Origin of the sequence: Rubrobacter marinus, assembly GCF_011492965.1 — a bacterium.
In the GTDB taxonomy this organism is placed as follows: domain Bacteria; phylum Actinomycetota; class Rubrobacteria; order Rubrobacterales; family Rubrobacteraceae; genus Rubrobacter_F; species Rubrobacter_F marinus.
On record NZ_CP045121.1, the window covers coordinates 1,110,053 to 1,122,649 of the forward strand.

At 66.1% G+C, this 12,597-nt stretch carries 8 protein-coding genes; all 8 read left to right on the forward strand.

Annotated elements, in window-relative coordinates; translation table 11 throughout:
• Window positions 1–41 precede the first annotated feature (41 nt).
• The 8 genes from rplJ to fusA all read left to right on the forward strand — a co-directional run bounded on the left by rplJ (window position 42) and on the right by fusA (window position 12,595).
• Complete coding sequence (gene rplJ / locus GBA65_RS05715; RefSeq protein ID WP_166395749.1) at window positions 42–557, forward strand: 50S ribosomal protein L10; 516 nt, start codon at window positions 42–44, stop codon at window positions 555–557.
• 43 nt (window positions 558–600) lie between these two features.
• Window positions 601–987 (forward strand): 50S ribosomal protein L7/L12, encoded by a 387-nt coding sequence (rplL, locus tag GBA65_RS05720; protein ID WP_166395750.1) that lies wholly within the window; start codon window positions 601–603, stop codon window positions 985–987.
• A 319-nt stretch (window positions 988–1,306) separates the two neighbouring features.
• The gene (rpoB, locus tag GBA65_RS05725; RefSeq protein ID WP_407691069.1) at window positions 1,307–4,630 is read left to right on the forward strand and encodes a DNA-directed RNA polymerase subunit beta; all 3,324 of its coding nucleotides are present in this window, start codon (window positions 1,307–1,309) and stop codon (window positions 4,628–4,630) included.
• A 97-nt stretch (window positions 4,631–4,727) separates the two neighbouring features.
• The gene (locus GBA65_RS05730) at window positions 4,728–8,612 is read left to right on the forward strand and encodes a DNA-directed RNA polymerase subunit beta' (protein WP_166395752.1); all 3,885 of its coding nucleotides are present in this window, start codon (window positions 4,728–4,730) and stop codon (window positions 8,610–8,612) included.
• A gap of 196 nt (window positions 8,613–8,808) precedes the next feature.
• Complete coding sequence (locus GBA65_RS05735) at window positions 8,809–9,192, forward strand: hypothetical protein (RefSeq protein WP_166395753.1); 384 nt, start codon at window positions 8,809–8,811, stop codon at window positions 9,190–9,192.
• 385 nt (window positions 9,193–9,577) lie between these two features.
• The gene (rpsL, locus tag GBA65_RS05740) at window positions 9,578–9,946 is read left to right on the forward strand and encodes a 30S ribosomal protein S12 (protein ID WP_166395754.1); all 369 of its coding nucleotides are present in this window, start codon (window positions 9,578–9,580) and stop codon (window positions 9,944–9,946) included.
• A 13-nt stretch (window positions 9,947–9,959) separates the two neighbouring features.
• Window positions 9,960–10,430 (forward strand): 30S ribosomal protein S7, encoded by a 471-nt coding sequence (gene rpsG / locus GBA65_RS05745; protein ID WP_166395755.1) that lies wholly within the window; start codon window positions 9,960–9,962, stop codon window positions 10,428–10,430.
• Between the two features lie 11 nt (window positions 10,431–10,441).
• Complete coding sequence (gene fusA, locus GBA65_RS05750) at window positions 10,442–12,595, forward strand: elongation factor G (RefSeq protein WP_166395756.1); 2,154 nt, start codon at window positions 10,442–10,444, stop codon at window positions 12,593–12,595.
• The last annotated feature ends 2 nt before the right edge of the window (window positions 12,596–12,597 follow it).

Here is a 12,597-nt window from a genome sequence, read left to right on the forward strand (position 1 = left end):
CCCGGGGCTTTCTATGTCTCTCCGAAAGTAGAGGAGGCGAGGTGAAGAGAGAAGACAAGGCGCGCGTGATCGAGGAGCTGACCGAGAAGCTTCGCGGCAGCTCGGTGGTGCTCGTGGACTTCAAGGGCATGAACGTGGCCCAGAGCACCCGGCTTCGGGCGCGCAGCCGCGAGGCCGGCGTGGACTTCGTCGTGGCGAAGAACACCCTGGCCCAGAGGGCGGCTAATGAGGCCGGCGTCGAGGGGCTGGACGAGTTCCTCGTGGGGCCGACGGCGCTCGCGTTCTCGGACGACCCGGTGGCGAGCGCGAAGCTCATGGCCGAGTTCGCCGACGACATCGAGGCTTTCGAGCTCAAGGGCGGGCTCCTCGACGGTGGCCGCGTTATGGGCTCCGACGACGTGGTCGCCCTGAGCAAGCTCCCCGGTAGGGAGCAGCTTCTCGCGCAGCTTCTCGGCGCGATCCAGGCGCCGGTGGCCGGGCTGGTGACGGTCCTGAACGCGCCGCTGAGGAACCTGGCGGTCGTCCTGAACGGGGTGGCCGAGCAGAAGCAGCAGTAGCAGGCAGTAGGCAAACAGCAGCAGAGCAACAGGAGGAAAGAAAGTGGCACTAAGCAACCAGGAGATTCTGGACGCGATCAAGGAGAAGTCGGTTCTCGAGGTCTCCGAGCTCGTGAAGATGTTCGAGGAGGAGTTCGGTGTCTCCGCGGCGGCCTTCGCGGCGGCCCCGGCGGCGGGCGCGGCGGCCGGTGACGGCGCTGCGGCGGCCGAGGAGGAGCAGACCGAGTTCGACGTCGTGCTCACCGGCGCGGGCGACAAGAAGATCCAGGTCATCAAGGAGGTGCGCGCCGCCACGGGCCTGGGCCTCAAGGAGGCGAAGGCCCTCGTGGACGACGCCCCGAACCCGGTCAAGGAAGGCCTCTCGCGCGAGGACGCCGAGGCCCTCAGGGACAAGCTCACCGAGGCCGGCGCGAGCGTCGAGCTCAAGTAGCTCCCGCAGTATCTCCGGCGGCCGCTACCGGTCGCCGAGGCACGGGGGCGCCCCTACCACACACGGTAGGGGCGCCCTTCGCTTGCGCGGCGCCTTCCATACTTACGGGTTGTCGATTGCGCCGTACGATGCTAGACTTCCGCGCGTCGACCCCCGAGGCCGGCGCCAATAAAATTTTGATTACGGATGTCTTGACTTACCCGGGTTGGGAGGGTAAGATATTCGCTTGCGTGTTATACCGTTCTTCAACAATTATCCCCGGAGGAGAACTGATTTGGTGACCCCTATTGTGCGTCGTAAGCGGCACCCCTATGCCCAGATGCAGGCTAATTTCGATCTGCCCAATCTTATCGAGATACAGCGGAATTCTTTTGAGAAGTTTCGTGCGGACGGCATCCGTCAGACGCTGGAGGAGATCTCTCCGATCGAGGACTACACGGGGTCTTACGCCGTGGAGTTTGGTGAGCCTCACTTCGACGAGCCGCCGTACACCCAGGAAGAGTGTGTAACCAAGGACAAGACGTACTCCGCGCCGCTTTTCGTGCGGGTGCGTTTCATCGTCAAGGAGACCGGGGAGCTCCGGGAGCAGGACGTCTTTATGGGCGACTTCCCGCTCATGACGGATTCGGGGACGTTCATCATCAACGGGACCGAGCGCGTCGTCGTGACCCAGCTCGTGCGTTCGCCGGGGGCGTACGTGATGGAGCCGAAGGACGTGACCAAGCAGGTCCTGACGGCGAGCCTCATGCCCTCGCGCGGCTCCTGGCTCGAGTTCGAGGTCGAGACGAAGGGCTTCGTCTCCGTCCGCATCGACCGCAAGAGGAAGCTGCCGGTCACCGTGCTCCTCAAGGCGCTCGACATGGGCGGGCCGGAGGAGATCCTCCAGCGCTTCGACAACTCGTGGCTTATACGGAACACCCTGGAGAAGGACGACACCTCGGATCGCGAGAGCGCGCTGCTCGAGGTCTTCCGTCGCCAGCGCCCCGGCGAGCCGGTCAACCGCGAGAACGCCGAGAACCTCGTCGACGGGCTCTTCTTCGACCCCAAGCGCTACGACCTCTCCGAGGTCGGCCGCTACAAGGTCAACAAGAAGCTCAAGCTCGACGTGCCCCTGGAGACCCAGACCCTCACCATCGAGGACATCGAGGGGCTCCTGAAGCGCCTCATCGCGATCTCCCAGGAGGTCTCGGAGGACGAGGAGTTCGGCCGGATCAACTACGAGCGCATCCGCCCGAAGCTCGACGAGTACGAGCACTTCGGCAACAGGCGTCTCAGGACCGTCGGGGAGCTCGTGCAGGAGGCGTTCCGGATCGGGATGTACCGGATGGAGCGGGTCGTGCGCGAGAGGATGACGACGCAGGACACCGACACGATCACGCCGCAGAGCGTCGTGAACACGAAGCCGGTGGCGTCCGCGATCAAGGAGTTTTTCGGCTCCTCGCAGCTCTCGCAGTTTATGGACCAGACGAACACCCTTAGCGGCCTCTCGCACAGGCGCCGCCTGAGCGCGATGGGCGCCGGTGGACTCTCCCGCGAGAGGGCCCCGATAGAGGTTCGAGACGTCCACCCGACGCACTACGGGCGCATGTGCCCGATCGAGACGCCGGAGGGTCCGAACATCGGGCTCATCGGGTCGCTCTCGACGTACGCGACGGTGGACAACTACGGCTTCGTGCAGACGCCGTACCGCAAGGTCACCGACGGTGTCGTGACGCAGGAGATCGAGTACCTCTCCGCCGACGAGGAGGAGGAGTTCACGATCGCGCAGGCCAACACGCCCGTCGAGGAGGGGACCGGTCGGATCACGACCGACAGCGTCCTCGCCCGCCAGCGCGGCGGCGAGGTCACGTCCGTCACGCCGGAGGAGGTCGACTACGTCGACGTCGATCCGGTGCAGATGGTCTCCGTCGGGACGGCGCTCATACCGTTCCTCGAGCACGACGACGCCAACCGCGCGCTCATGGGCGCGAACATGCAGCGTCAGGCCGTGCCGCTCTTGCGCAGCCAGGCCCCGTACGTGGGGACCGGCATGGAGTTCCGCGCGGCGACGGACACGGGCGACGTGGTCATCGCTCGTAGCCCCGGTAAGGTCGAGAAGGTGGTCGCCGAGAAGATCTCCGTGCGGCGCGAGGGCGGCGAGCTCGACGAGTACCGCCTGCGCAAGTTCGCCCGCTCCAACCAGGGCACGTGCGTGAACCAGAGGCCGCTCGTCAACGAGGGCGAGGAGGTCCAGGCCGGCGCCGTTCTGGCCGACGGCTCCTCGACCGACGAGGGCGAGCTCGCCCTCGGCAAGAACATGCTCGTCGCGTTCATGCCGTGGGAGGGCTACAACTTCGAGGACGCGATCATCATCTCGGAAAGAGTAGTCAAGGACGACGTGCTCACCTCGATCCACATCGAGGAGTACGAGGTCCAGGCGCGGGACACCAAGCTCGGGCCCGAGGAGATCACGCGGGACATCCCGAACGCCTCCGACGACGTCCTGATGAACCTCGACTCCGACGGGATTATCCGCATCGGCGCCGAGGTCACGTCCGGTGACGTGCTCGTCGGCAAGGTCACGCCCAAGGGCGAGTCCGAGCCGACGCCGGAGGAGAAGCTCCTTCGCGCGATCTTCGGCGAGAAGGCGCGCGAGGTGAAGGATTCTTCCCTCAAGGCGCCGCACGGCGAGGGCGGTACCGTCATCGACGTCAAGCGGTTTTCCCGCGAGGCTGGGGATGAGCTCGCCCCGGGCGTCAACGAGATGGTGCGGGTCTTCGTCGCCAAGAAGCGCAAGATCGCGGAGGGCGACAAGCTCGCCGGGCGCCACGGCAACAAGGGCGTCATCTCCCGGATCGTGCCGGAGGAGGACATGCCGTTCATGGAGGACGGCCGTCCGGTCGACGTGATCCTGAGCCCGCTCGGTGTTCCGAGCCGTATGAACATCGGCCAGATCCTCGAGACCCACCTCGGTTGGGCCGCGAGCCAGGGCATCGGCGAGGGCCATGTGCCCGGTGAGGCTACGTTCGTCTCCACGCCGGTCTTCTCGGGCGCGCAGGTCGAGGACGTCAACCAGGCCATCGACGACGCGCGGACGAACGGCGGCTCCGAGGTCGGTATGGGCCGCGGCGGCAAGGTCACGCTCTACGACGGGCGTACCGGCGAGCCGTTCGACGGGAAGATCACCGTCGGCTACATGTACATCCTGAAGCTCCTCCACCTCGTGGACGACAAGATCCACGCGCGTTCCACGGGCCCGTACTCGCTCGTGACGCAGCAGCCTCTGGGCGGTAAGGCCCAGTTCGGCGGCCAGCGCTTCGGCGAGATGGAGGTGTGGGCGCTCGAGGCTTACGGTGCGGCGCACACGCTGCAGGAGCTGTTGACGATCAAGAGCGACGATCGGGTCGGGCGCGTCAAGAGCTACGAGTCGATCGTGAAGGGGGAGAACATCCCCGAGCCGGGGGTGCCGGCGAGCTTCAAGGTTCTGCTGAAGGAGATGCAGTCCCTCGGGCTCTCGGTCAAGCCGGTGTACAACGCGGAGGCCGCGGCCGAGGACTCGGACCGTCGGGACTGGGACGAGGCGGCGAGGGCGCTGGGGATCAACCTCAGCCGCGAGGAGCCCACGGGCAACCTCGACGACCGGCCCGACACCTTCGCGAGCTAAGGCGAGGTCGAGCGGGGCGGCGACAGGCTTACCGAGTCGTCGCCGTCCCGCATGAGGGACGTTTGCCACAGGGTTTTACAGAGAGGAACTATAGAGCGTGCAGGGTCTAGAGCGCGACATAGATATCAACAAGCTTGAAAAGATCTCCATCGGCCTCACGTCGGCCGACGAGATCCGCGAGTGGTCTCGCGGCGAGGTGACGAAGCCGGAGACTATCAACTACAGGACGCTGCGTCCGGAGAAGGACGGGCTGTTCTGCGAGCGCATCTTCGGTCCCTCCAAGGACTGGGAGTGCTACTGCGGCAAGTACAAGAGGATCCGCTTCAAGGGCATCATCTGCGAGCGCTGCGGCGTCGAGGTGACCCGCGCCCGCGTGCGCCGCGACCGGATGGGCCACATCGAGCTGGCCGCCCCGATCGCGCACGTGTGGTTCGTGAAGGGCGTGCCGAGCCGGATGGGCTACCTCTTGGACATCAGCCCGAAGGACCTCGACCGGGTGCTGTACTTCGCCTCGTCCATCGTGACGTGGGTGGACCGCGAGGAGCGGGCCAACGACATCGACGCGCTTCGCGGGCAGGTGGAGGATGAGATCCGCGGGCTCGAGGAGGAGCGCGACGAGGAGGTCATGCAGACGCAGGCCTTGCGCACCAAGCGCGAGAGCGTCATCAAGGGCGAGAGCTCCCCGGACGAGTTCACCGAGGACCTTGCGGAGATAGAGGAAGAGGAGCGCGAGGCGACGATAGCCCGCGTCCACAAGGAGGCCGAGGAGACCGTCCAGGACATCCAGCGCTCCGTGCAGGAGCAGATCGACCTGGTCAGGCGCGCCTGGGAGGAGTTCCAGACGCTGGAGCCCCGCCAGATCGTGGACGACGAGGAGCTCTTCCGCGAGATGCGGGACCGCTTCGGCGACGAGTACGGCTACGGCGTGTACTTCCGTGGCGGCATGGGGGCGGAGGCCGTCCGCGACCTCATCATGCAGGTCGACCTCGAGGACGAGGCCGAGGAGCTCCGGGAGATGGTCAACGAGGCCAAGGGCCAGAAGCGCCAGAAGGCGATCAAGCGGCTCAAGGTCGTCGACGCCTTCCGCGTGAGCGAGAACAACCCGGCGTGGATGATCATGGACGCCGTCCCGGTGCTGCCGCCGGATCTCCGCCCGATGGTCCAGCTCGACGGCGGCCGCTTCGCGACCTCCGACCTGAACGACCTGTACCGGCGCGTCATCAACAGGAACAACAGGCTTCGCCGCCTGCTGGACCTCGGCGCCCCGGACGTGATCGTGAACAACGAGAAGCGGATGCTCCAGGAGGCCGTCGACGCTCTGTTCGACAACGGCCGCCGCGGCCGCGCCGTGACGGGCGCCGGCAACCGCGCCCTGAAGTCCCTGAGCGACATGCTCAAGGGCAAGCAGGGCAGGTTCCGCCAGAACCTGCTCGGCAAGCGCGTGGACTACTCGGGGCGTTCCGTGATCGTGGTCGGTCCGAACCTGGAGATGCACCAGTGCGGCCTGCCGCGCCTCATGGCGGTCGAGCTCTTCAAGCCGTTCGTTATGAAGGTGCTCGTCGACCGGGCGCTCGCCCCGAACATCCGGAGCGCGAAGCAGATGGTCGAGAGGCTGAGGCCCGAGGTGTGGGACGTCCTCGAGGACGTCATCAAGGAGCACCCGGTGCTCCTCAACCGCGCCCCGACGCTGCACAGGCTCGGCATCCAGGCGTTCGAGCCGGTGCTGGTCGAGGGTAAGGCTATACAGGTCCACCCGCTCGTGTGCGCGGCGTTCAACGCCGACTTCGACGGCGACCAGATGGCCGTTCACGTGCCGCTGAGCCCGGAGGCTCAGGCCGAGGCGCGCGTCCTGATGCTCTCGACGCAGAACATCCTGCTGCCGGCGAACGGGTTCCCGATCGCGGTGCCGTCGCAGGACATGGTGCTCGGGCTCTACTACATCACCTACGGCGACGACGACTTCGACGAGCAGGACCCGAAGGCGTTCATCTCGTCCTACGACGAGGCCGAGGCGGCGTACAAGGAGGGCTCGCTCAAGATCCACGACAAGGTCCTCCTCCGTCGGAGTGGCGGCAAGGTCGCGACCACGCTGGGCCGGGCGATGTTCAACCGCAACGTCGAGGAGACGCTCAAGGGCTACCTCGGCGAGGCGTACGATCCGGCCGAGTACGAGTTCGTCAACGAGACGTTGAAGAAGGGCGAGATCAAGTCCCTCGTCTCCGCGTACGTGGACCGCTACCCGACGGAGCTCGTCAGCCAGCTTCTCGACACCCTCAAGAGGGTCGGGTTCCACACGGCGACGAAGGCCGGCGTCTCCATCGGCAAGAACGACATCGTCGTGCCGGAGCAGAAGGCCGGCATCCTGGAGAAGTACGACGGCCTCGTCGAAGAGGTCGAGGAGCAGTGGGACTCGGGCTTCATCTCCGACGACGAGCGCCTCGAGCGGGTCATCGCGATGTGGACGCAGGCGAAGAACGAGGTCGAGGCGGCCATGAAGGCCAACCTCTACAAGCTCAACCCGATCTTCATGATGGCGAACTCGGGCGCCAGGGGTAACTACTCCCAGATCACGCAGCTCGCCGGCATGCGCGGCCTCATGACGAACACGAAGGGCGAGATCATCGACGAGCCCGTGAAGTCCAACTTCATGGAGGGCCTCTCGGTCTTGGAGTACTTCACCTCGACGCACGGCGCCCGGAAGGGCCAGGCCGACACGGCGCTCCGTACGGCCGACTCGGGCTACCTCACCCGTAGGCTCGTGGACGTCTCCCAGGACGTCGTCGTGAACGAGGCCGACTGCGGCTCGACCGGCTACATCGACATACCGCTCTACCTCGACGGCGGCAGGGGCGACGCGAACGACTCCGTCGCGGCCCGCTTCCTTGCCCGCGACCTCGTGAACCCGGAGACGGGCGAGGTCGTCGCCGAGGCGGGGACGGACATCACCCCGCGCGTGGCCTCCGAGTGGCAGGAGATCCTGCCGAAGACCACCATGGTCTCCGTGAGGACGCCGTCCAAGTGCGAGAGCGCGCAGGGTGTGTGCCAGGCCTGCTACGGCCGGGCGCTCTCGACCTACCGTCCCGTGGACGTGGGCGAGGCCGTCGGCATCATCGCGGCCCAGTCCATCGGTGAGCCGGGGACGCAGCTTACGATGCGTACCTTCCACACCGGCGGTATCGCCGGCGAGGACATCACGGCCGGCCTGCCGAGGGTCGTCGAGCTCTTCGAGGCTCGTCACCCGAAGGCCGAGGCGACGCTCGCCGACATCGACGGGTACGTTACCCTCGACGAGGCCGACAACGACCGGATGATAAAGGTCACCCTCACCTCCGGGGACGGTACGGAGAGCCGCGACTACGTGGTCGAGCGGCAGCTTCTCAGGCCGGAGTTCACGGAAGGGGCGGAGGTTACGGCCAACACCCCGATCACGGAGGGCTCGGTCTACCCGCACCAGATCCTCGAGAACGACCAGCGCTACGACCGCGGCACGACCGCGACGGAGCGGTACATCGTCGAGGAGGTGCAGAAGGTCTACCGGACGCAGGGCGTGGACATCCACGACAAGCACATCGAGGTGATCGTTCGCCAGATGCTGCGCAAGGTCGTGGTGGACAACCCGGGCGACACGAACCTCCTGCCGGAGCAGGTGGCCGACAAGTTCACGGTCCTGGCCGAGAACGCGCGGGTCGAGGAGGAGGACGGTACGCCGGCCACCTTCCACACGGTCCTCATGGGGATCACGAAGGCCTCGCTCGCCACGGACAGCTTCCTCTCCGCGGCCTCCTTCCAGGAGACGGCCCGCGTCCTCACGGACGCCGCCATCGAGGGCAAGGTCGACGGGCTCGCGGGCCTCAAGGAGAACGTGATCATCGGCAAGCTGATCCCGGCGGCCACCGGCATGCCGCAGTACCGCCAGCTCACGGTCTCCGTCGAGGGCTACGGTGCCCGGGAGGTCGAGGACCTCGACATAGCCGCTTCGTAGCGGCCAACAGCCGATCGGCTTCGAGGAGGGCCGGGCACCATGCCCCGGCCCTCCTTCGTGTTCTCGTCCGCCGGTCCGGAGGCGATCGCGGCGAGTTTTTGGAGTGTTCGAGCCAGATGGGTGAATCTTTTCGGCCCGCACCGCGTATCTTATATATACGAGGGCTACCGAAGGGGTGCTTGCGGACGGGATGCGCGTGATCTCTGATGACCTGCTGGCCTACGCCGCTCCGAAGGGGGCGAAGGGGAAGTGCCGTGTTCGAGTCTACGAGCCGGACGACCCCAAGCTCGACGCGACCGTGATAATCGCCTCCGAGGTCCCGATAACCCGGGCCGAGCATTCGGGAGGCGGCGTCCACGATCGCCGCGCGGGTGGCGGCCTCCTTTCACCTCTACGAGAGGCCCGTGTTTATCGACCACCGTCCCCCGAGGACTTCGAGATGGTCTGGTTCGGGCGTTACCGCGCGCAGGAGATCAGACGCATGGGCCCCCATCTGCTGTGGGACCTCGAGGTGGGCGAGCCCGAGAGGAAGCCCCTGGACCGCCAGACCGTCGAGGTGCTGGTCGGGCAAGAGGTGTAGCTCCCCGCCGCGCTAGGCCTCGGACGCCGGCAAACCGGCGTCGTTTCCGCCCCGGCAGCCGGGGCGCGCAAGCATAAACCGGAGCCGCGACGACGCCCGTCCGACGAGTTCGGGGCGCGCCCGTGTGTTACAATACATATCAAGCCGGCCGGTTCGATGGGTGCGATTGGACCTATCGCTGCGGTCACGGTCTGGTTCTCCGAGCATCTCGTTGCGGGGTTTCGGGGCGGGGGAGACGGCGCCTTGACGTTGGGTTCTCTTGCGCCTAGAATCAGGCGTTGCGGTTACGAGTGGTTACATGACCCTTCACGGGTCGGGGCCCGGCCGTTTTGTGGATTTTGTTGTAGGACTTTCAATCCCGAGGGACAAGAAAGGGAGGCACGGCGTGCCGACGACGAACCAGCTTGTGCGCGACGAGCGCAGGTTGAAAAAGGAGAAGACGGCGACGCCGGCTTTGCAGGGCTCGCCGCAGAGGCGGGGCGTCTGCACCCGTGTCTCGACGACCACCCCGAAGAAGCCGAACTCGGCGCTCCGCAAGATCGCCAGGGTGCGGCTGACCAACGGTATGGAGGTCACGGCCTACGTGCCGGGCGAGGGGCACAACCTCCAGGAGCACTCCGTGGTCCTGGTGCGTGGCGGCCGTGTGAAGGACCTGCCGGGTGTCCGGTACAAGGTCGTGCGCGGGGCGCTCGACACGCTTGGGGTCAACAATCGCAAGCAGGGCCGCTCCAAGTACGGGACGAAGAAGGCGTAGGGGAGGGTAGTCCATGCCTAGACGCGCAGCACCGCCGAAAAAGAAGATAGCCGGGGATCCCGTCTACGGGAGCATCACGGTGCAGCAGCTGATCAATAAGATCATGCTCGACGGCAAGAAGAGCACGGCCGAGAAGATCGTCTACGACGCCCTCTCTTTTATCGAGGAGCGGACCGGGACGAGCCCGGTGACCGTCCTCAACAACGCGCTGGACAACATCCGGCCGCGGCTCGAGGTCAAGAGCCGCAGGGTCGGCGGCGCGACGTACCAGGTGCCGGTCGAGGTGCCGCAGCGCAGGGCCAACACGCTGGCGCTCCGCTGGATGGTCGCCTACGCCCGCGCCAGGCGCGAGAAGACGATGGGCGGCAGGCTCGCCGGCGAGATCCTCGACGCGAAGGACAACGTCGGGTCGAGCGTGAAGCGCCGCGACGACACGCACCGCATGGCAGAGGCAAACCGCGCGTTCGCACATTACAGGTGGTGAGGTAGGAGAAAATGGCTGTATCTGCTGTTTCTAGAAAGACGCCGCTAAGGCGGGTAAGAAATATCGGCATCATGGCCCACATCGATGCCGGCAAGACGACGACGACGGAGCGTATCCTGCTCTACACGGGCCTCACCCACAAGCTGGGCGAGGTCCACGACGGCAACGCCGTGATGGACTGGATGGCCCAGGAGCGCGAGCGCGGCATCACGATCACGTCCGCCGCGACGACGGTCTTCTGGGGCGGCACCGGCGCCTCCAAGAACGGTAAGGGCGGCGGGCGCCAGGAGGGCCTCCACACCCGCATCCCGGAGGAGCACCGGATCAACATCATAGACACGCCCGGGCACGTGGATTTCACCGTCGAGGTGGAGCGCAGCCTTCGCGTGCTCGACGGTTCGATCGCGTTGTTCGACTCCGTGGCCGGGGTGGAGCCGCAGTCCGAGACCGTGTGGCGCCAGGCCGACAAGTACAACGTGCCCAGGATCGCGTTCGTCAACAAGATGGACAGGATCGGGGCGGACTTCTACAAGGCCGTCGCGACGATGATCGACCGGCTCAACGCCAACGCGGTGCCGGTGCAGTTGCCGATCGGGGCCGAGGGCGAGTTCCAGGGGATCGTCGATCTCGTGGAGATGAAGGCCGTCGTTTATCTCGACGACCTCGGGGCCGAGTGGCAGGAGACGGAGATCCCGGCCGACATGCAGGAGCTCGCGAACGAGTATCGCGAGAAGCTCATGGACGCCGTCGCCGACCAGGACGAGGAGCTCATGATGCTCTACCTGGAGGGCGACGAGATCGATCCGGACCAGATCCGGGCCGCGATCCGCAAGGCGACCCTGAGCCTCGCCATGACGCCGGTCTTTGTCGGCTCCGCGTTCAAGAACAAGGGCGTGCAGCCCCTGCTCGACGGCGTGGTGGACTACCTGCCGAGCCCGCTCGACGTGCCGCCGATCCAGGGTATCGGCCCTGACGGCGAGACGACCGTTACGCGCGAGGCCGACGAGAACGGCCCGCTCGCGGCGCTCTCGTTCAAGGTCCAGTCCGACCCGCACGTCGGCAAGCTGACGTACATGCGGGTGTACTCCGGTACGCTCAAGTCCGGCTCCTACGTCTACAACACGACGAAGGGCAAGCGCGAGCGCGTCGGCAGGCTCCTGCAGCTGCACGCGAACAGCCGCGAGCAGCGCGACGAGGTCTACGCGGGCGAGCTCGTGGCGGCCATCGGGCTCTCCGACACGGGGACGGGCGACACGCTCGTCGCCGAGAACGACGAGCGCATCGTGCTCGAGCAGATGATCTTCCCCGAGCCGGTCATCGACCAGGCCATCGAGCCGAAGACGAAGGCCGACCAGGAGAAGCTCTCCGTGGCCTTGCAGCGTCTCGCCGAGGAGGATCCGACGTTCCGCGTGCGGGGCGACGAGGAGACCGGCCAGACCGTCATCGGCGGCATGGGCGAGTTGCACCTCGAGATCATCGTCGATCGGCTCCTCAGGGAGTTCCGGGTCGACGCGAACATCGGCAAGCCGCAGGTCGCCTACAGGGAGACCGTGCGCAAGCGCGTCGAGAACGTCGAGGGACGTTTCGTCCGGCAGACCGGTGGCCGCGGCCAGTACGGCCACGCGGTGATCAACATCGAGCACAACGAAGAGGGCAACTACGGCTTCGAGAATAAGATCGTCGGCGGTGTGATCCCGCGGGAGTACATCCCGAGCGTGGACAAGGGCATCCAGAGCGCCCTGGACGACGGCGTGATCGCCGGCTTCCCCGTCGTGGACGTCAAGTTCGAGCTCGTCGATGGTTCCTACCACGACGTCGACTCCAACGAGATGGCGTTCTTTATCGCGGGGAGCATGGCGGCCAAGGAGGCCATCAAGCGGGCCAACCCGGTCCTCCTGGAGCCGATCATGGACGTCGAGGTCGTCATGCCCGAGGAGTTCATGGGCGACGTTATGGGCGACCTGAGCGCGAGGCGCGGGCAGATCCAGGGCATGGACAGCCGCGGCGGCGGACAGGTCATCCGGGCGATGGTCCCGCTCTCCGAGATGTTCGGGTACGCGACGACCGTGCGCTCCAAGACCCAGGGCCGCGCCACGTTCACCATGCAGTTTGACCACTACGCCGAGGTGCCGAAGAGCATCGCGGCCGAGCTAGCCGAGAAGTAAGG

Coding starts and splice junctions, on each gene's coding strand:
- rpoB (WP_407691069.1), top strand. CDS start 1,307: ATGCAGGCTAATTTCGATCTGCCCAATCTTATCGAGATACAGCGGAAT.
- rpsG (WP_166395755.1), top strand. CDS start 9,960: ATGCCTAGACGCGCAGCACCGCCGAAAAAGAAGATAGCCGGGGATCCC.
- fusA (WP_166395756.1), top strand. CDS start 10,442: ATGGCTGTATCTGCTGTTTCTAGAAAGACGCCGCTAAGGCGGGTAAGA.